Source organism: Streptomyces spinosus (assembly GCF_020400655.1).
Classification (GTDB): Bacteria; Actinomycetota; Actinomycetes; order Streptomycetales; family Streptomycetaceae; genus Streptomyces; species Streptomyces argyrophylli.
In genome coordinates this window covers 57,624-77,078 of the sequence record NZ_JAINRC010000026.1, presented here as the reverse complement: position 1 = coordinate 77,078, position 19,455 = coordinate 57,624, and the positions used below count along the sequence as shown (strand labels likewise).

At 72.3% G+C, this 19,455-nt stretch carries 19 protein-coding genes and 1 riboswitch; of the genes, 15 read left to right on the top strand and 4 right to left on the bottom strand.

From position 1 onward, the window contains the following. The first annotated feature begins 112 nt into the window (after window positions 1-112). Window positions 113-571 carry an acyl-CoA thioesterase gene (locus LG395_RS36600; protein ID WP_225813266.1) on the top strand — a complete coding sequence of 153 codons (459 nt, stop codon included), beginning with the start codon at window positions 113-115 and terminating at the stop codon, window positions 569-571. Here the strand turns inward: LG395_RS36600 and LG395_RS36595 are convergent. Then, window positions 531-1,742, bottom strand: a complete 1,212-nt coding sequence (locus LG395_RS36595; protein WP_171158212.1) for an MFS transporter — start codon at window positions 1,740-1,742, stop codon at window positions 531-533. The two genes, LG395_RS36600 and LG395_RS36595, sit on opposite strands and share 41 nt — an antisense overlap. 139 nt (window positions 1,743-1,881) lie before the next feature. Here LG395_RS36595 and LG395_RS36590 point away from each other — a divergent pair, with 139 nt between their 5' ends. Next, entirely contained in the window at window positions 1,882-3,420 is a 1,539-nt protein-coding gene (locus LG395_RS36590) for an ROK family transcriptional regulator (RefSeq protein WP_225813265.1), read from the top strand. Between the two features lie 53 nt (window positions 3,421-3,473). Here the strand turns inward: LG395_RS36590 and LG395_RS36585 are convergent, their stop codons facing one another. After that, on the bottom strand, window positions 3,474-3,812 hold the full coding sequence (locus LG395_RS36585; protein WP_225813264.1) for a hypothetical protein: 339 nt from the start codon (window positions 3,810-3,812) through the stop codon (window positions 3,474-3,476). A gap of 300 nt (window positions 3,813-4,112) precedes the next feature. Next, window positions 4,113-4,243: riboswitch (FMN riboswitch) on the top strand. Between the two features lie 163 nt (window positions 4,244-4,406). On the opposite strand from LG395_RS36585, the gene LG395_RS36580 reads away from it, so the two are divergent. From LG395_RS36580 to LG395_RS36540, 9 genes are all read left to right on the top strand, one after another. After that, window positions 4,407-5,012, top strand: a complete 606-nt coding sequence (locus tag LG395_RS36580) for a riboflavin synthase (protein ID WP_171158216.1) — start codon at window positions 4,407-4,409, stop codon at window positions 5,010-5,012. Next, entirely contained in the window at window positions 5,009-5,650 is a 642-nt protein-coding gene (locus tag LG395_RS36575) for a nicotinamide mononucleotide transporter family protein (RefSeq protein ID WP_171158217.1), read from the top strand. The genes LG395_RS36580 and LG395_RS36575 overlap by 4 nt, the downstream gene beginning before the upstream one ends. Further along, window positions 5,647-6,960: a bifunctional 3,4-dihydroxy-2-butanone-4-phosphate synthase/GTP cyclohydrolase II gene (locus LG395_RS36570; RefSeq protein ID WP_225813263.1), complete on the top strand. Its 1,314-nt coding sequence runs from the start codon at window positions 5,647-5,649 to the stop codon at window positions 6,958-6,960. The genes LG395_RS36575 and LG395_RS36570 overlap by 4 nt, the downstream gene beginning before the upstream one ends. Window positions 6,961-6,983: 23 nt before the next feature. Next, window positions 6,984-7,469: a 6,7-dimethyl-8-ribityllumazine synthase gene (ribH, locus tag LG395_RS36565; RefSeq protein ID WP_225813262.1), complete on the top strand. Its 486-nt coding sequence runs from the start codon at window positions 6,984-6,986 to the stop codon at window positions 7,467-7,469. A 34-nt stretch (window positions 7,470-7,503) separates the two neighbouring features. After that, window positions 7,504-7,776 carry a phosphoribosyl-ATP diphosphatase gene (locus LG395_RS36560; protein ID WP_171158221.1) on the top strand — a complete coding sequence of 91 codons (273 nt, stop codon included), beginning with the start codon at window positions 7,504-7,506 and terminating at the stop codon, window positions 7,774-7,776. A gap of 55 nt (window positions 7,777-7,831) precedes the next feature. Then, the gene (hisG, locus tag LG395_RS36555; protein WP_171158223.1) at window positions 7,832-8,680 is read left to right on the top strand and encodes an ATP phosphoribosyltransferase; all 849 of its coding nucleotides are present in this window, start codon (window positions 7,832-7,834) and stop codon (window positions 8,678-8,680) included. Between the two features lie 14 nt (window positions 8,681-8,694). After that, entirely contained in the window at window positions 8,695-9,165 is a 471-nt protein-coding gene (locus LG395_RS36550; protein WP_225813259.1) for a PH domain-containing protein, read from the top strand. 164 nt (window positions 9,166-9,329) lie between these two features. Further along, a complete protein-coding gene (locus tag LG395_RS36545) occupies window positions 9,330-10,664 on the top strand; it encodes a hemolysin family protein (RefSeq protein ID WP_171158226.1) in 1,335 nt (444 codons plus the stop codon). Beyond that, window positions 10,661-11,734, top strand: a complete 1,074-nt coding sequence (locus tag LG395_RS36540) for a hemolysin family protein (RefSeq protein ID WP_171158228.1) — start codon at window positions 10,661-10,663, stop codon at window positions 11,732-11,734. Before LG395_RS36545 ends, LG395_RS36540 begins: the two co-directional genes overlap by 4 nt. 76 nt (window positions 11,735-11,810) lie before the next feature. Here the strand turns inward: LG395_RS36540 and LG395_RS36535 are convergent, their stop codons facing one another. Both LG395_RS36535 and LG395_RS36530 read right to left on the bottom strand, forming a co-directional pair. Next, on the bottom strand, window positions 11,811-13,682 hold the full coding sequence (locus tag LG395_RS36535; RefSeq protein ID WP_171158230.1) for an AAA family ATPase: 1,872 nt from the start codon (window positions 13,680-13,682) through the stop codon (window positions 11,811-11,813). Between the two features lie 430 nt (window positions 13,683-14,112). After that, window positions 14,113-14,712, bottom strand: coding sequence for a uridine kinase family protein (locus tag LG395_RS36530; protein ID WP_225813256.1), 600 nt, complete (start codon window positions 14,710-14,712; stop codon window positions 14,113-14,115). Window positions 14,713-14,973: 261 nt separating this feature from the next. On the opposite strand from LG395_RS36530, the gene LG395_RS36525 reads away from it, so the two are divergent. The 4 genes from LG395_RS36525 (at window position 14,974) to LG395_RS36510 (ending at window position 19,363) form a co-directional block, all read left to right on the top strand. Beyond that, window positions 14,974-15,930 carry a hypothetical protein gene (locus LG395_RS36525; protein ID WP_225813255.1) on the top strand — a complete coding sequence of 319 codons (957 nt, stop codon included), beginning with the start codon at window positions 14,974-14,976 and terminating at the stop codon, window positions 15,928-15,930. 53 nt (window positions 15,931-15,983) lie between these two features. Next, window positions 15,984-17,510: an amino acid permease gene (locus tag LG395_RS36520; protein ID WP_263983469.1), complete on the top strand. Its 1,527-nt coding sequence runs from the start codon at window positions 15,984-15,986 to the stop codon at window positions 17,508-17,510. Window positions 17,511-17,736: 226 nt separating this feature from the next. Next, window positions 17,737-19,104: a C39 family peptidase gene (locus LG395_RS36515; RefSeq protein ID WP_171158236.1), complete on the top strand. Its 1,368-nt coding sequence runs from the start codon at window positions 17,737-17,739 to the stop codon at window positions 19,102-19,104. 118 nt (window positions 19,105-19,222) lie between these two features. Then, the gene (locus LG395_RS36510) at window positions 19,223-19,363 is read left to right on the top strand and encodes an SCO1431 family membrane protein (protein WP_103816500.1); all 141 of its coding nucleotides are present in this window, start codon (window positions 19,223-19,225) and stop codon (window positions 19,361-19,363) included. The last annotated feature ends 92 nt before the right edge of the window (window positions 19,364-19,455 follow it).

The following is a 19,455-nucleotide window of genomic DNA, read 5'->3' as shown; positions in this document are numbered from 1 at the left end:
CGCCGCCCCGCCGTCCTCGGGAGGCTTGCCGACCAGGCTCCTGAGCGGTCGCTTAGTATGGTGGCGTACGAGGGTGTCGCCACCCCAACAGCGCTGCTCAGGAGCCCTTCCCGTGACCGCCGAAGCCCCGACCGCCCCCGCCGTCTCCTACGGCCGGCTGATCCCCGTCACCGTCCACTTCGACGACCTCGACGCGCTCGGGCTGCTGCACAACGCCCGCTACCCGCTGATGGTCGAGCGCGCCTGGACCGAGCTGTGGAACGAGCACGGCGTCCGCTTCGACGGCGACTGGGCGGCGGCCGGCGACGCCTGCAACGCGGTCCGCGAACTGCGCATCGGCTACGAGGCGCCGGTCACCCGCCCCGGCACCTACGCCGTCCACCTCTGGCTGGAACGCCTCGGCACCACCGGCCTCACCTACGGCTTCCGGTTCTGCTCGGCCGACGGGACCGAGACCTACGCCCGGGGCACCCGGGTGCTGGTCCGGCTGGACGCGTCGACCCTGCGTCCCGCGCCCTGGAGCGAGACCTTCAGGGCCGTGGGTCGGGAACTGCTGCGGCCCGCCGGCTGACCTCGCCGCCGCCGCGCTCGGCGGTGCGCAGCACGCCCGCGCACACCGCCAGCCCGCACGCCAGCGCCGTCACCACCACGAAGGACACCATCAGGCTCGTCGCCTGGGCCACCCCGCCGATCAGGCTCGGCGCGACCAGCCCCGAGGTGTAGGTGATGGTCGCCACGCCCGCGATGGCCTGGCTGGGGTTCGGGCCCGCGTGCCCGGCCGCCGCGAAGCACAGCGGTACGACCACCGCGATGCCGAGCCCCATCAGCGCGAACCCGGTCATCGCCACCACCGGGTGCCCGGCGAGCACGATCAGCAGCCCGCCCAGCCCGGCCAGGACACCGCCGGCGCGCACCGTGCGGACCGCGCCGAATCGGTTCACCACCGCGTCCCCGGCGATCCGGGCCACCGCCATGGTCAGCATGAACCCGGTCGTGGAGGCCGCCGCCAGCCCGGCCGAACTGTCCAGCCGGTCCCGCAGGAAGACCGCGGACCAGTCCAGGCTCGCGCCCTCCGCGAACACCGCGCAGAAACCGACGGCGCCGATCAGCAGGGCGGAGCGCGGCGGCAGCGCGAACCGCGGGGGCGGCTCCTCGTCCTCGGCGGGCTGGAGGTCCAGCACCCAGGTGCAGGCCACCAGGCCGAGCAGAGTGAGGACGGCCGACGCCAGGGCGAAGTGCACGCGCGCGTCCGCGCCGAGATGCGCGGCGAGGGTGCCGGCCGCCGAGCCGATCAGGGCGCCCGCGCTCCACATGCCGTGCAGCCCCGACATGATCGACTTGCCGAGCCGCCGCTCGACCTCCACGCCGAGCGCGTTCATCGCGACGTCGGCCATGCCCGCGCTCGCGCCGTAGACGAACATCGCCAGGCACAAGGTGACCAGGTTCGGCGCGACCGACGGCAGGATCAGGGACAGCGTCCACAGCGCGAGCAGCCCGCGCAGGGCCGCGCGGCTGCCGAAACGGTGGGTGATCCCGCCCGCCAGCGGCATCGCGCACGAGGCGCCGAGCGCCGTGAAGGCCAGCGCGAACCCCAACTGGCCCGCGCCGAGCGAGGTGTGGTCCTGGACCCATGGCACACGGGTCGCGAACGAGCCGGTCACGGCGCCGTGCACGGCGAAGACGGCCGCCACGGCGTACCGGGCGCGCCTGACCTCGTGGCCCGCACGCGTCACGTCACTCATGATCCTGTCCCCTCCCCGGGAGTGCCCGGCCCCGTAGCGCCGCTCCAGTGCGACGCGCCGTAAACTATCAGGAACCCTGCCTGATAGATAGCGCGTACCAGGCCAGGTGCCGCCACGGCGATCTGGGAGGATTCCCGTCATGCCCGCATCACCCAGCACCGCCCGGGCCCTCAACGACCGGCTGGCCCTGCGGCTGTTGCAGCAGGAAGGCCCGCTCACCGCGGGGCAGTTGAAGCAGCTGACCGGTCTGTCCCGGCCCACGGTCGCCGACCTGGTCGACCGGCTCACGGCCTCCGGGCTGATCACGGTGGTCGGCGAGTCCGGCGAGCAGCGCCGGGGCCCCAACGCCAAGCTCTACGGCATCGTCGCCGACCGCGCCCTCCTCGCCGCGCTCGACGTCCGCACCGAGGGCGTCTTCGTCCTCGTCTCCGACCTGGTCGGACGGGTGCTCGCCGAGGCGTCCGTGCCGATCGGCCCCGATGCCGGGACCGGGCCCGCCGTGGAACAGGCGGTGGCGGCGGTGGAGAGCGCCGCGAAGGAGGCCGGCGCCATGGGGGCGCCCCCGCGCGAGGGCGTCCGGGCGTGGGGGACGCTGCACACCGTCGGCATCGGCGCGCCGGGCCTGATCGACCCGGCCACCGGCGACCTCCGCGACTCGGCGGGGCTGCCCGCCTGGCACCGCAGCCTGGCCGCCACCCTCCAGGAACGGCTGCCCGGCGCGCGGGTGACCGTCGAGAACGAGACCAACCTGGCCGCCCTGGCCGAACAGCGCGAGGGCGCCGCGCGTGACCGGGACACCTTCGTCCTGCTCTGGCTCGGCCACGGCGTCGGCGCCGCGGTCGTCCTGGACGGCAGGTTGCGCCGCGGGGCCTCCGGCGGCACCGGCGAGATCGGCTTCCTGCCGGTCCCGGGAACGGCCACCCTGCCCTCGGGGACCGACTGCGCCGGCGGCTTCCACTCCCTCACCGGCGCGGCGGCGGTCGTGGCGCTGGCCGCCGAGTGCGGCCTCCCGACTCCTGCCGCACCGGACGGCCCCGGGGCGGCGGAGGCGGTGCGGGCCGCGGTGGCGCGGGCCGAGAAGGCGGGGGAGGCGGCGGCTGAGCCCGTGGCGGAGCCGGGCGGGGCGGTGCCGGCGCCGATGGAGCGGGCGAGCGCCAGGGTGCCGGTGGCGGGGCCTGTCGCGGAGGCGAGCGGGGCGGTGTGGGAGGCGGGTCCTGTGACGGGACCGAGCGGGGCGGTGCCCGTGGCGTCGCTCGTGGCGGGGCCGGGGGCCGGTGCGGAGCGGTCGGACGGGACGGACCTCGAAGCGGGCACGGGGCCGGGTGCCGTCACCGCGGCTGCCTCGGGGGAGGGGCCCGAGACGGGGCGTACGGGTGCCGGGCAGGACCCCGCCGCCCGTTTCCTCCGCGTCCTCGCGGACCGGATCGCCGTTGGTGCCGCTTCCGTGGTGGCCGTGCTGGACCCTGGCTGCGTGGTGCTCGGCGGGGAGGTCGGCCAGGCCGGGGGCGCGTTGCTCGCCGGGCTGGTGGAGGAGCGGCTGCGCCGGATGTCGCCGCTGGTCACCGAGGTGCGGGCGAGCAGCCTGGGCGGGGCGGCCGTACTCCGCGGCGCTCTCCTCACCGCCCGGGAACGGGCCCAGGACGAACTGTTCGCGCCTCCCGAGCGCCCGGGCGGCTGACCCCCGGCCGGAGCAGCGGGCCACCCGGCGCCGCGCTGCCGGACGTCGGGGCGTTACCGGCTCCCGCTAGGGCCTCTCGGCCACGGCACCCACGGCAGCGCCTCGCGCCAGCCCGGCCGATCGAACGCCCAGGCCCGCACCACCTCGGCGACGGGCTCGACCGCGAACACCTCGTGCTCACGGGGCACCCGGGCCTGGAAGTGCCGGTCGGGGCCGCCCTCGCGGTACTCCACCCGGTAGCTCAGGTCGTCGTCGAGACACACCTGCGTGTAGTGGTGCCCGGCAGGCTCCCGGTCCAGCCGCTCGACGATGACGACGCGCCAGGTCAGGCTCATGTCCGCGAGCAGGCCGTGGAGTTGGTCCTCGGAAGGGTCGTCCCACGCCCGTCCCACGCCGTCCCGTCCCACGCGACCGCGCGGATCACCGGTGCCGTCATGCGGTGACCGTACCCGGCGCGGTGGCGGCCCGGCGGCGGGCAAGGGCCGTCGTCACCGCCGCCGGGCCCGACCGCACCCTAAAAGGACTAGACCAGTACGGTCAATGGTCCGTACCTGGTCAACCCTGCTCGCGTGCCCGCCAGTTGGCGAGTGGGTCGCGTCGCGCAAGGCCGGCGACACGTACTGTGAGCGACCCCACACCCGTCACCCTCATGGACGCCTGCCGGGCGTGGCACACTGGCTCTGTACCAGAAGCAGCGCACTCCGGGGTCGGTGAAACTCCGAACCGGCGGTTACAGTCCGCGACCCGGTCGCTTCCAGCGGCCGGTTGACCAGGTGAAATTCCTGGACCGACGGTTAAAGTCCGGATGGGAGGCAGTGCGCGGCGGGCGGGCATGCGTCTTCCGTGTGCGCGCCGCCGTATCCGGACGTGTCCGTACGCGGACGCGTTCCTTTCGGCGACGCTCCCGGTGTGTGCTCATCCGTTTCTTTCTGTCGTCATCGACAGGCCCCGGAGTCCGTGCCCGAAGAGGCAGGAGGACCCGGGAAGTGTTCACCGGAATCGTCGAAGAACTGGGTGAAGTCACCGCCGTCGAGAACCTCGGCGACTCCTCCCGCTTCCGGCTCCGCGGCCCCGTCGTGACCGAGGGCGCACGCCACGGCGACTCCATCGCCGTGAACGGGGTCTGTCTCACGGTCGTCGAGCACGAGGGCGACGAGTTCACCGCCGACGTCATGGCCGAGACGCTGAAGCGCTCCAGCCTGGGCGCGCTGACCCTCGGCTCCCGTGTCAACCTCGAGCGCCCCACCGCCGTCGGCGCCCGCCTCGGCGGACACATCGTGCAGGGCCACGTGGACGGCACCGGCGAGATCCTGGCCCGCACGCCCTCCGAGAACTGGGAGATCGTGAAGATCTCCCTCCCCGCGGACCTCTCCCGCTACGTCGTGGAGAAGGGCTCCATCACCGTCGACGGCATCAGCCTCACCGTCGTGGAGGCCGGCCCCGCCCACTTCACCGTCAGCCTCATCCCGACCACCCTCGCCCTGACCACGCTCGGCGTGAAGCAGCCCGGCGACCCGGTCAACCTCGAAGTCGACGTCATCGCCAAGTACGTGGAGCGGCTGCTCGCGGCCGGACAGGGGGCCGGCAGGTGAACTGGATGAACTCCGAGGCGTTCACCCTCTTCGGCCAGCACATCATCTGGTCCGACATGACCGGCAACATCCTGGGCCTCATCACCCTCGCCCTGGGCTGGCGCCGCTCCCTGTGGACCTGGCCCGTGCAGTTCCTGTCCGGCCTGGTCCTCTTCGCCGCCTTCTACGGCCACCTGACCGGCAGCGCCGGCAAGCAGGTCGTCGTCATGGCCGTGGCGCTGTACGGCTGGTGGCAGTGGCAGCGCACCAAGGACCGTGCCGGCGACGGCCACATCACCCCCCGCTTCGCCACCTGGCGGGAGCGCGCGGCCATGCTCGCCGCCGCCGCCGCGGGCACGGTCGCCGTCGCCCTGCTCTTCACGGCCTACCCGAAGCTCTCCTGGGACCCCTGGCCCGACGCCTACATCTTCGTCGGCACCGTCGTCGCGATGTACGCGCAGGCCAAGGGCATGGTCGAGTTCTGGATCGCCTGGCTGCTCGTCGACGCCGTCGGCGTCCCCCTCAACTTCGCCAACGGCTACGCCTTCTCCGGCTTCGTCTACGTCATCTACGGCGCACTCGTCCTGTGGGGCATGCGCGACTGGTGGCTGCGCTCCCGCCGGGGCCCGCAGCCCGCACTGGAAGGAGCCCCGGCATGACCTCGGCACCGCCGCTGTACGGCACCGACGACATCGAGAACTTCGCCCTCGACCCGGTCGAGCAGGCCATCGCCGACATCGCGGCGGGCCGCCCGGTGGTCGTCGTGGACGACGAGGACCGGGAGAACGAGGGCGACCTCGTCATCGCCGCCGAGAAGGCGACCCCCGAGATCGTCGCCTTCATGATGAGCGAATGCCGGGGCCTGATCTGCGCCCCCATGGAGGGCGAGGAGCTGGACCGGCTGCGGCTGCCGCAGATGGTCCAGGACAACACCGAGTCGATGAAGACCGCGTTCACCATCTCGGTGGACGCCTCCGCCGCCCACGGCGTGACCACCGGCATCTCGGCCGCCGACCGCGCGACGACGCTCCAGCTGCTCGCGAGCGGCACGGCGGAACCCACCGACCTCGTCCGCCCCGGCCACGTGTTCCCGCTGCGCGCCCGGCCCGGCGGCGTCCTCGTGCGCAACGGGCACACCGAGGCCGCCGTCGACCTCGCCCGGCTCGCGGGGCTCCGCCCGGCCGGCGCCATCGTGGAGATCGCGGGCGAGGACGGCCGGATGCTCCGGCTGCCCGAGCTGATCCCGTTCGCCCGCAAGCACGGCCTGACGATCATCTCCATCGCGGACCTGATCGCCTACCGACGCGGCAGCGAGCCCACCGTCCGCCGCGAGGCCGAGACCCGTCTGCCCACCCGGCACGGCACCTTCACCGCCTACGGCTACCGGTCCGCCGCCGACGGCGTCGAGCACGTCGCCCTCGTCCACGGCGAGATCGGCGACGGCGAGGACGTCCTGGTCCGCGTCCACTCCGAATGCCTCACCGGCGACGTCTTCGGCTCCCTGCGCTGTGACTGCGGCCCTCAGCTGGACACCGCCCTGGAACGCATCCAGGCCGAGGGCCGGGGTGTCGTCGTCTACCTGCGCGGACACGAGGGACGCGGCATCGGCCTGCTGTCCAAGCTGCGCGCCTACGCGCTCCAGGAGCAGGGCCACGACACCCTGGACGCCAACCTGGAACTCGGTCTGCCCGCCGACGCCCGCGATTACGGCGCCGGCGCGCGGATCCTCGCCGACCTCGGCGTCCGGGGCGTCCGGCTGATGACCAACAACCCCGAGAAGACCGAGGCGCTGCTGCGCCACGGCCTGAAGGTCACCGGCCGCGAGCCGATGCCCGTCCAGGCCGGCGAGCACAACCTCCGGTACCTGCGCACCAAGCGGGACCGGATGGGACACGACCTGCCCTGGCTCGACACGCCCGCCGTGTCGGCTCCGGTGGCCGCGTCCGCGACCACCTGCGGCAACCAGTAAGCACGAGAGCACTGAGGAGAGACGTGAGCGGCAAGGGTGCACCGGAGCTGTCCGTACACAATGTGAGCGACCTGCGGGTCGCCGTCATCGCAGCGCAGTGGCACGAGCAGGTGATGGACGGTCTGGTGAACGGCGCCCTGCGCGCCCTGAGTGACCTGGGCATCGACGAGCCGACCCTGATCCGGGTCCCCGGCAGCTTCGAGCTGCCGGTCGCCGCCAAGGTCCTGGCGGGCCGCGGCTACGACGCCGTGGTCGCCCTCGGCGTCGTCATCCGGGGCGGCACGCCCCACTTCGACTACGTGTGCCAGGGCGTCACCCAGGGCCTCACCCAGGTGTCCGTCGAGACCGGCGTGCCCGTCGGCTTCGGCGTGCTCACCTGCGACACCGAGGAGCAGGCCCTGGACCGGGCCGGCCTGGAGGGCTCGAACGAGGACAAGGGCCACGAGGCGGTGACCGCCGCCGTCGCGACCGCGGCGACGCTCCGCTCGGTATCCGAACCCTGGCACTGAGGAGCCGGCCCGACCGCGTAGGGTGGGCAGCACCATGTCCAAGAAGACGTTCGAGGAGCTCTTCACCGAGCTCCAGCAGAAGGCCGCCCAGGGCGATCCCGCCACGTCCCGCACCGCTGAGCTGGTCGGCAAGGGTGTCCATGCCATCGGCAAGAAGGTCGTCGAGGAGGCCGCCGAGGTCTGGATGGCCGCCGAGTACGAGGGCAAGGAGGCGGCGGCCGAGGAGATCTCGCAGCTGCTGTACCACGTCCAGGTAATGATGGTCGCCCGCGGGATCTCCCTGGACGACGTCTACGCCCACCTCTGACCCGCCCGCCGCACACACCTGTAGAAAAACCCTTCACGCAAAGGAAGCCGACCTCATGCTGCGCATCGCCGTCCCCAACAAGGGTTCACTGTCCGGCCCTGCGGCGGAGATGCTGCATGAGGCCGGCTACCAGCAGCGCCGCGAGTCCAAGGAGCTGCGCATCGTCGACCCGGAGAACGAGGTCGAGTTCTTCTACCTCCGCCCCCGGGACATCGCGATCTACGTCTCCTCCGGCCGCCTCGACATCGGCATCACCGGGCGTGACCTGCTGATCGACTCCGGCGCCGACGCCGAGGAGATCCTGCCGCTCGGCTTCGCCCGCTCCACCTTCCGCTTCGCCGCCAAGCCCGGCACGGCCGACCACATCGAGGACCTCAAGGGCAAGACGGTCGCCACCTCCTACGAGGGCATCGTCGACAAGCACCTGGCGGACCGCGGGGTCGACGCCTCCGTCGTCCACCTGGACGGCGCCGTGGAGACCGCGATCGAACTGGGGGTCGCCGAGGTCATCGCCGACGTCGTCGAGACCGGCACCAGCCTGCGCAACGCGGGTCTGGAGGTCTTCGGCGAGCCCATCATGAAGTCCGAGGCGATCGTGATCCGCCGCACCGGGGCCGACGCCGACGAACCGAAGGTCCAGCAGTTCCTGCGCCGCCTCCAGGGCGTCCTGGTGGCCCGCACGTACGTGATGATGGACTACGACTGCCGGGTCGAACAGCTGGAGAAGGCCGTCGCGCTCACCCCCGGCCTGGAGTCCCCGACCGTCTCCCCGCTGCACAACGAGGGCTGGGTCGCCGTCCGTGCCATGGTCCCCGCCAAGGAGGCCCAGCGGATCATGGACGACCTCTACGCCATCGGTGCACGCGCCATCCTGACCACGGCCATCCACGCCTGCCGCCTGTAAGAGGTACGCCCGAGATGTCCGACCTGACCCCTCCTTCCCGCCTCCCCGTCACCTTCCGGCCGGGACACACCCGGGCGATCCTGCTCACCGCCGGGGTGGTGATCTTCCTGGTGATATCCGGCATCGGCATGCTGCTGGAGCACCTGGGCCCGGGCTCGCGGCTCAGCTTCGTCGTCACCGGGGCGCTGATCTTCTGGGCCCTGGCCCGGCTCGCCCGGGTGAAGGTGGTCGCCGACGAGTCCGGCGTCACCGTCGTCAACATCGCCGGCAAGCGCCGCCTGGCATGGGCGGAAATCCTCCGGGTGAACCTCCGGCCGGGTGACCCGTGGGTCTTCCTCGACCTCAGCGACGGCACCAGCCTGCCCGCGCTCGGCATCCAGCCGGGCATCGCCAAGCAGCGTGCCATCGCCGACGCACAGGCCCTGCGCGCGCTCGCCGAGGCCCACTCGGCGCCCTCCGCCCTGCCGCATGAGCCCAGATCTTGATTAATCTGGTGGGCGGAGGTCGTTTCGCTGCGCCTCCGCCCCTGCGTGCCGCCCGGTGCACAGGGGTTCCTGCTACCCGAGGAGTGACTCCCTCCGGCGATGGACGGATCGTCCTGTAGTACCTGCGCCACCCCTGCCCGACGGAACGGGAAGGCGGTGGCAGCGTGACCATCCCCCTGCTGCTCCTCGGAGCGGCGTTCCTGCTGATTCTCGCCAACGGTTTCTTCGTGGCCGCCGAGTTCGGCCTGGTGACCGTCGAGCGCCCGGAGGCCGAGAAGGCCGCCGCGGACGGCGACCCCCGCGCCCGTACGGTCGTGGAGTCGCTGAAGGAGCTGTCCTTCCAGCTCTCCGGCACCCAGCTCGGCATCACCATCACCTCCCTGGTCGTCGGCATGCTCGCCGAACCGGCCCTGGCCGAGCTGCTGCGCGGCCCGTTCGCCGCCCTCGGCATCCCCGAGGGCGCCGCCTCCGGCGTCGCCGTGGTCGTCGGCATGCTGCTGGCTTCCGCGATCCAGATGGTGATCGGCGAACTCGTCCCCAAGAACTGGGCGGTGTCCCGGCCGCTGCAGGTCGCGCGCTTCGTCGCCGGCCCGCAGCACCGCTTCGCCCGCCTGTTCCGCCCGGTGATCTCGGCGCTGAACACGGTCGCCAACCGGCTGGTCCGCGCCCTCGGCGTGGAACCCGCCGACGAACTGGCCTCCGCCCGAACCCCCGGCGAACTCGTCTCCCTGGCCCGGCACTCCGCCCAGGCCGGGGCCCTGGAGCAGGACACGGCCGACCTGTTCGTCCGCACCCTGTCCCTGGGCGAGCTGACCGCGCAGCACGTCATGACCCCGCGTGTGAAGGTGAGCGCGCTGCAGGACTCGGCCACCGCCGAGGACGTCGTGAACCTCACCCGGGCCACCGGCCTGTCCCGCTTCCCCGTCTACCGGGAGAAGATCGACGAGATCGTCGGCATGGCCCACCTCAAGGACGCGCTGGCGGTCCCCGTGCACGACCGGCTGCGTACGCCGGTCGGCCGGATCGCCCGCAGGGCGCTCCTGGTCCCCGAGACCCTGCCGGTCCAGCCCCTGCTCGCCCGCCTGCGCAGCGAGCAGCCCATCGCGGTCGTCGTCGACGAGTACGGCGGCACGGCCGGTGTGGTCACCCTGGAGGACATCGTCGAGGAACTCGTCGGCGAGGTCCGCGACGAGCACGACGCCAAGGACGTGCCCGAGCTGGCCCCCGCCCCGCCCGAGGACGGCAGGCCCGCCTGGGACGTGGACGGCAGCTGCCGCGTCGACATCCTCCAGCGCATAGGCCTCGACGTGCCCGAGGGGCCGTACGAGACCGTCGCCGGCCTGGTCGCCGACCTGCTCGGCAGGATCCCGGCCCCCGGTGACCGGGCCGAGCTGCCCGGCTGGCGGCTCTCGGTCCGCCAGGTCGGCCACTACCGCGCCGAACGGGTCCGCCTGGTCAGGACGGTCCCGGTGGCGAACGTGATGGAGGCCGCCCGATGAGCGTCCTCCAACTGGTCTTCGCGGCGCTGCTCGTCCTCGCCAACGGTTTCTTCGTCGGCGCCGAGTTCGCCCTCGTCTCCGTCCGCCGCAGCCAGATCGAACCGCTCGGCACCGCCCGGGCCCGGCAGGTGCTGTACGGCCTCGAACACCTGCCGCAGATGATGGCCGCCGCCCAGTTCGGCATCACCGTCTGCTCGCTGACGCTCGGCGCGGTCGCCGAGCCGACGGTGGCGCACCTGCTCGAGCCGGTGTTCGAGTGGATCCACCTCCCGGACGGCGTGATCCACCCGCTGGGCTACGTGATCGCGCTGGCCGCGGTGGTCTTCTTCCACCTCGTGATCGGCGAGATGGTCCCGAAGAACCTCGCGATGGCCGCCCCGGAGAAGGCCGCGCTGTGGCTCAGCCCGGGCCTGGTCTGGTTCGCCCGCCTGTGCAGGCCGATCACGGTCGCCCTCGGCGCCTGCGCCCAGGGCATCCTGCGGCTGTTCCGGGTCGAGCCGAAGGACGAGGTGGAGGCGGTCGTCACCACCGAGCAGCTCAACCGGCTCCTGGAGGACTCCGGCCAGGCCGGTCTCCTCGACCCGGAGGAGCAGGAGCGCCTGGAGGACGCCCTGGAGCTGGGCTCGCGCCCGGTGACGGACGTCCTGCTGCGCCGGGAGACCCTGGTCACGGTGACCCCGGCGGTCACTCCGGGCGAGATCGTGGAGCTGACCGCCCGCACGGGCTACTCCCGCTTCCCGGTCGCGGCCGGGGAGAAGGGGCCGTTCATGGGGTACGTGCACGTGAAGGACGTCCTCGACCTGGAGGACTCCGACCGGGCCGTCCCGCAGCACGTGTGGCGCCCGATGGCCACGCTCCGCGCCGAGCTGCCGCTGGACGACGCGCTGACGGTCATGCGCCGGGCGGCCACGCACCTGGCCCAGGTGGCGGACGCGACCGGCAGGGTGCTCGGCCTGGTGGCCCTGGAGGACGTGCTGGAGATGCTGGTGGGCGAGGTGCGGGACCCGGCGCACCGGGAGATGCCGGAGCCGCGGGTGAGCGGGGAGCCGGAGGAAGCGCTCGCGGGCTAGGTGTGCTGTCCCGGGGTGGAGTCGGGGAGCTGTGTGACCGCCGGCCGGTCGCGCGGCTCCCCGCGCCCCGGGCGCTTCACATGCCCGGCGGGTCCTGGGGCCCCCGCCCCGACAGCACCTCACCGTAGGCCTGCATCAGGTCCGGCAGCCGGAGCGTCGCCAGGTCGTTCCGGGTGAGCGGACCGGCGTACACCGACAGCCGCAGGTCCCGGTACGCACAGCTCTTCTCGTACAGCGTCCGCAGGAACCGCCCGTTGCCCAGCTCGTCGATCCACCCCTGGTCGACCACGTGCCCGGCGATGGACCGCAGCTCGTCCAGCGCCTCCTCGTCCCACAGGTCCCCGTTCTCCGCCGCGAGCACCTTGCCGATCTCGGTCAGCTCCAGCGGCCGGTAGGAGGGGAAGTCCACCCGGGTGGTGAAGCGGGAGGACAGGCCGGGGTTGGCGGCGAGCAGGCGGTCCATGCCCTCCGGGTAGCCGGCCAGGATCACCACCAGGTGGTCCCGGTTGTCCTCGGCCCGCTTCAGCAGCACCTGGAGGGCCTCGTCGCCGTAGGCGTCCCCCTTGCCGTACCCGGAGTTGGACAGCGAGTAGGCCTCGTCCACGAACAGCACCCCGCCGATCGCGGAGTCGATCAGCTCATTGGCCTTCACAGCCGTCTGCCCCAGGTACTCGCCGACCAGGTCGGCGCGCTGGGCCTCCACGAGGTGGTCCCCGCCCAGCAGCCCCAGCGCGTAGAACACCCGGCCGAGGATCCGCGCGACCGTGGTCTTGCCCGTGCCGGACGGGCCGGAGAAGACGAAGTGCCGCTTGGGCGGCTGGACCGGCAGCCCCTGCCCCGCCCGCAGCCGGGCCATGTTCAGCTGCGCCGACAGCGCCTTGACCTGGCGCTTGACCGGTTCGAGTCCCACCATGCGCTCCAGTTCGGCGAGCGCCTCCTCCAGTAACGCGGGGTCGGTGGGTCCGGCCGGGATCGGGGCGGTGGACACCCCGGGCATCCCCGTCTTGGTCCGCACCGAGGGGTCGGCCACCGACGGCAGCGGCCCGGTCGGCAGATCGGGCTCCGGCAGCCGCAGATCACGGCCCTCCGTGCCGAAGAGCGGATCGAACGCGTCCGGTCCGTCCACCACGTCCTGCCCCGCGCCGGTGAGCGTGATCGCGGCGTAGTCGGCCGTCTCGTCGTACCCGTCGCCCTCGGAGATCGCGGCGAGCCGGGCGGAGGTGTCCATGAAGGCCGGGTCGACCCGGTGCACCGCGCGGTACAGGGGGAGCGCGGCGGCCGAGCGTCCCGTTCCCTCGTGCGCCCTCGCCAGCCAGTACCGCAGCTCCTTGCGCTGCGGCTGCTCGCTGCGGCACCGCATCAGCGCCGTCGCCAGCAGGGGCTCGGCCTGGCCGTACATCTCCAGCCGGACCCGGGCCATGCCGCCGAACAGGCCGGCCTCGATGCCGAGCAGGGGGTCGTCCAGCAGGGGATCGGTGTGCCGGACGAGCTGCTCCCAGTCCTTGATCAGATAGGCGCGGCAGGCGTGCAGGAAGCGGACCTGCGGGTCGGCGTCGACCGGTGGCAGTCCGGCGAGGGCGCGGTCCAGCTCGGGCACGTGGCGGCCGTCCAGCCAGTGCGAGGCGTGCGCCAGCAGCAGATCGCGCGGGCTCTCCAGCACCGGCTGCACCCACCAGCCCAGCCAGTACCAGGAGTTGAGGCTGCGGCGGTGCCGGGCGCGCTGTTCGCCGAAGCGGTCGCGGTGCCGGAACATCCGCAGCAGCGCGGTGGTCGTGTCGACCCGGAGCGCGTGCAGTCCGAGCCAGGCGTCCGCCATGCCCGGGTCCATCCGCACCGCGGTGCGGAACTCCTCCTCCGCCTGCGGGTAGGCGCCCATCGTGTAGGCGTCCACACCCCGCAGCCAGGCGAGGTCGGCCGGGGCCTCGGGGCCCTGCGTGCCGAAGTCCATCACGTCCCCCCACAGACCGTGTCCCCGTGGTTCACCACCGGGCGGTCGCCCGACGGCCGCCGCGGTCGAACCGCTGTGCCGCGGACCGGAGTTGCAGGTGCGCGAGGCAGCCGCTCGAAGGTCGCACCGAGGGCATCGTACCCGCGGTACCGCGCGGGCCGAAGGGTGCCGCACAGGGCGTTCGACGAGGTGGGAGCAGACGGGGCGCACGGCGTTTCGTGACCGAGGGTGAGACCGCGGGTGCGCGGGGCGCCGGGAATCGCGCCTGCGCGGGCAGAACGAAGCCCCCGGTCACGGGGGAACAACCGGGGGCTTCGCGTCGGTGGGCGGCTCCGAAAGCCGCACATTGAGAACGTAAGACCTGTACGGCCCCCCGGTCAAGCGGAGTTGGGGCACTGGGAGAAGTTGCCCCGCAAGGCCCTTCACGAGTTCACCACATCCGGGAGGGTCCGTCACCCAGCGTCACATCCGGCCCGGCTTCGGGAGCTGTCGCGGGTCCCGGCAGCACCTCATATCCCTCAGGTCCTTGAAGTACCAGCAGATCGGCGTGGGGGCGCGAGGGGTCCCCGGCGAAGTGCGCGCGCTCCGCCGCCACCCAGCCGTCCCAGAACTCGCGTTGCTCCGCGCCGTCCCGTCGCCGGCCGCGCGACCAGGACTCCTCCCGGGGCAACTCCATCCACAGCAGCCGGGCCAGGTGCGGCCTCAGGGCACGGCGGCCGGCGCCGACGCCCTCGATCAGCACGACGGGTGCGGCCGGCAGCGGGCGGGGGGCCCCGAAGGCGCGGGTCCGCCAGTCGTAAGGGGTGTAGTGGGCGCTCTCGCCGCGGGCCAGGGGTTCGATCACCTGGGTCATGAGCCGGTCGGTCCAGGAGAAGAGCCGCTCGTGGCAGGCGATGTCGTCGAGGTGGAGCACCGGAGCCCCGCCCAGCGCGTGCGCCAGCCGGCCGGCGAAGGTGGACTTGCCCGAGCCGGCGTGCCCGTCGACGGCGACGAGCCGGACCGGTCCCAGGGAGGGCGGGAGCCCGCGCAACCGGGCGGCGAGGTCGTGAATGGTGATTCCCGGGGTCGTGCCGTGTGTGGGGTGAGATCGGTGTTGTGGGTTTTCCGTGAAACAGTCTAGTGGTGGTTGTCTCGCGTTGAACCATCGGCTGGCGGCCAGTCAAAGGTCCTCGATAAATCAGGCCGAATCCGCTGACCGATATGTCGAATTCGGCGTTCCGGCTGTGCCCCACGCTGAGTAAGGTGCCTTCTGCGCAACGTGATGCGTCGAACGGGGACCGGCAGGGGGACCATGGCCGCGGAATTATTCGAAGGGCACTATGTGTGGCACCCGGCCGCCGACGACCGGGTCCTGGCGAGCGTATGCGTGGACGTGCGCGCCGGACGGCACCGGTACGCCCACGAGGCACTCGTCGAGACACGGACCGACTTCGCCCTGCGGGCCCACCGCTCGCTCGTCCTCGCCTCCGAGGCGGCCGGCACCGACCTCGTGGAACGCTGGCTCGCCGAGGAGCCGACACCCGAGGCCGCGCTCATGTGGGCGCGGGTCGCGGTGCAGCGCGCCCTGCGGGCCGCCGACGCCCGTGACGAGCGCGCCGAGGCGCTGGAGCGGATCGCGCTGACCGCCTGCGACCGGGCCGCCGAGGCGGCCCCCGCCGACCCCACCCCCTGGGTGGCCCGGCTCTCCATGGCCCGGCTGCACCGGCTCGGCGACCCGGCCCCGCGCGGCCTGCTCACCGCCCCGCCCGGCCCCTGGCGGCTGTTCGCGCACATCCTGTCCCTGGACCCCTGGCACCGCGAGGCCCACCACCGCTTCCTGTCCTGTTTCTTCACGCGCTACGGCGGCTCGGTCACCGCCGCCTGGGACGTGGCCGCCTTCCTCAGCCAGCGGGCGCCCGCCGACTCCGCCCTCCGGCTGCTGCCCCTGGTGGCCCTGGTGGAGAGCTACAACCCCACCCAGCTCCTCGCCGACCGGGTCTGGGAGCAGCCGCAGTGGCGCTCCACCGCGCTGGCGATCTACCAGAACTGGCTGCCCACCGTGGCCGGTTACCGCTTCACCCCCGTGCTCGACCTGGCCTACCTCGCGCACGCGCTGGTCATGGCCCAGCGCGTGTTCGAGGCCCGGGCCGTCTTCACGGCGATGGGCCCGTACGCCTCGCGCATGCCCTGGAGCGCGTTCGGCGACCCCGCCGAGCAGCTCTCCCGGGCCCGGCGCGCCTGCGGCCTGCCCGTCCCGGGACCCGCCTGACCCGCTCGTCCCCCACCCCCCACCCAGAGAAAGGCCGATCTGTGTCGGAACGGATGTCGACCCCCCGGGCCCGCGCCCGCGCGGCGGACCCCGTCGTGCTCGACGACGACGCCACCCTGCACGCGATGGGTTATCCGCGGAAACTCACCCGGCGCTTCCGGGCGTTCGACAATTTCGCGATCTCGTTCACCATCATCAATATTCTCTCGGGTATTTTCTCGTCCTTCGGATTCGGTATGAACGCGGGCGGCCCCCGTATTCTCGTGTTCGGCTGGATAGGCGTCTCGCTCATGGTGCTGCTCATCGGAGCGGCCATGGCGGAAGTCGCCTCCGCCTATCCGACGAGCGGTGCCCTGTATTTCTCCGCCGGTAAACTCGCCAAGCGGCACAAAGGCGCCTGGTCGTGGTTCACCGGCTGGCTGAACTTCGTCGGCCAGATCGGCGGCACCGCCGCCACCGGCTACGCCGCCGCCACCTTCATCCAGGTGTTCGTGCAGTTGCAGTGGCCCTCCTACCGGCCGACCCCCCACCAGACGGTCCTCCTCACCGCCCTGATCATCGTGCTCCAGGGGCTCGCCAACACCTACACCATCCAGCTCGTCGCCCTGCTGAACCGCATTTCCGTGTGGTGGCTGCTGATCGGACTCGTCGTGATCGTGGGTGCACTCATCGTGATGCCGGATCACCACCAGTCCGCGTCCTTCGTCACCCATTTCGAGAACAACACCGGCTTCACCAGCGGGCTTTACGGCGGCATGCTCGGCCTGCTGGTCACCAGCTGGACCTTCACCGGGTTCGACGGCAGCTTCCACATGTCCGAGGAAACGGTCCACGCGACGGTCAGCGCACCGAAGGGCATCACCCGCGCCATCGGCTGGTCGGCGATCACCGGTCTCGTCCTGATGCTGGCACTGGTCTACAGCATCGGTGACTACGCCGAGGTGGCCGGCGCCGCGGCGCCGCCGGTCCAGATCCTCATCGACGGCCTCGGCCTGCCCACCGCCAAGGTGATGCTCCTCATCGTCATCGGCGCGATGCTCTTCTGCGGTCTGGCCAACCTCACCAGCAACACCCGGCAGATCTTCGCCTTCTCCCGGGACGGCGCCATGCCCGGCTCGCGCTGGTGGCACTCGGTCTCGCTGCGCACCCGTACGCCGGTGAAGGCGGTCTGGCTCGCGGTCGCCTGCTCGCTGGCCCTGGTGGTGCCGGGGTGGTGGTCGCACACGGCCTTCACCGCCATCGTCAGCGTCAACGTGGTCGGGCTCTTCCTGGCCTACGCCGTGCCGATCTTCCTGCGGCTGCGGCTCGGCGACGCCTTCCAGCCCGGCCCCTGGCACCTGGGCCGCTGGGGCAGGCCGATCGGCTGGCTGGCGGTGACCTGGATCCTGCTCAGCAGCGTCCTGTTCATGCTGCCGCAGGCGTCTCCGATCACCGTCGACTCCTTCAACTACGCGCCGATCGCGCTCGCCGTCGTCCTGCTGGTGGCGACGGTGTGGTGGTTCGCCACGGCCCGTCGCCGCTTCCAGGGGCCGGTCAGCTACGGCCGCCCGGACGAGGTCGCCGCGATGGACCTCGTCTGAGCGCGTGCCGGGTGCGGGTGCGGGCGCGGGTGCCTGGGGGGTCGGTCGCGCTCGCGCGGCCGGCCAGTGGTGCCCCGGCCCGCGCCTCCCCGGACGCCCTCACCAGTGGTCCAGACCAATATTCCTGCGGCGGCATGCGCCGAAGTGCTGGCAGCGAGATCCGGCCTGCTTCATAGTTACCGCACCGGATCAAGCCCGTCTCGGAACCCTGGGGGTCATCGCGCCCATGAGCAGAGCCCAACAGCCGTCCCGCAGAACCGTTCTGGCCGTGGCCGTCGCCGCGGCGCTGACCGGCACGGCGGTTCCCGCCGCCGTCGCCGCACCGCGGCCCGCCGACAGCGACGACCCCGGCCAGGCGCAGGCCCGCCCGATCGACTACCACTGCTGGACCACCTTCCGCGACTGGCGCTGCGGCACCCCCGAGGGCGTCCGGCCCGTCGCCGGAAGCCGCCCCGGCGTCGTGATCGGTGCCGCCGCGGGCCGTACCGACTACACCGACCCGCACACCGGGACCACCGCCACCTGGGAGTACGCCACCTGGACCTCCCCGGTGCACCGGCTCACCGTGCCCGCGACCGAGGTCATCGCCTCCTGGAACGCGCACACCCCCGCCGGTACCTGGCTCCAGGTCGAACTGCACGGCACGTACTCCGACGGCACCGAGACACCCTGGTACGTGATGGGCCGCTGGGCCGCGGGCGACCAGGACATCAAGCGGACCTCGGTGGACGACCAGACCGACGGCAAGAGCACGATCTGGACGGACACCTTCGCCATCGACGACGCGAGCACCGGTCTGCGCCTGGCGTCGTACCGGCTGCGCCTCACCCTCTACCGCCGGCCCGGCACGCACCTGACACCGACGGTCTGGCGGCTCGGCGCGATGGGATCCGACATCCCGGACCGCTTCACCGTGCCGGCCTCCACCCCCGGTCTCGCCCAGGAACTCGCCGTCCCGCGCTACTCGCAGGAGATCCACAAGGGCCAGTACCCCGAGTACGACAACGGCGGCGAGGCCTGGTGCAGCCCCACCTCCTCGCAGATGATCATCGAGTACTGGGGCGGGCGGCTCACGCCCGAGCAGCTGTCCTGGGTCGACCCGTCCTACGCCGACCCGCAGGTCTGCCACGCGGCCCGGTCCACCTACGACTACCAGTACCAGGGCTGCGGCAACTGGCCGTTCAACGCCGCCTACGCGGCCACCTTCGACGGTCTGCAGGGCGTGGTCACCCGGCTCGCCTCCCTCGCCGACCTGGAGACGCTGATCGCGGCCGGCATCCCGGCCATAACGTCCCAGTCGTTCCTCAAGGAAGAGCTCACGGGGGCGGGTTACGGCACCTCCGGCCATCTGATGACCGTCATCGGCTTCACCGCGGACGGGGACGTGATCGCCAACGACCCCGCCTCGCCGAGCGACGAGGCGGTGCGGCGCGTCTACAAGCGGCGCGAGTGGGAGAACATCTGGCTGAGGACCAAGCGGTACAACGCCTCCGGCAAGGTGGTCTCCGGCACCGGAGGGGTCTGCTACCTCTACTTCCCGGCCCACCCGACCCCGCGTCAGCGCAAGGCGCTCGCCGCGGTGGGCGTGTACTGAGTCCCGGTGCGCGCGGCGTGTGACCAAGCTCATCGCCGCGCGCGCCGTCGCGGGTGGCATGGTGGACGGAGGGGTGGGGGATTTCCGCCGTGTACGTCCGACCTCTGCGAGTAACACCATGACCGCACATCCGGCCACCGCCACCCGCGCCGTCACCGGCGGCCCGCAGGAAGACGGCCCGAAGATCGTCGAGCACGTCCTGGGCTGGGTCCTCGTCGCGGTGTTCGCGATGCTCGTGACCCAGCTCGGCCTGCTCTGAACCGCCGCGTACCTGTCTGTGGACGGACCGCTCACGCGAGCGGATTGTTCTGACATACTGCGGCTGTCCCGTCGTCCCCGCATCAGGGCCGG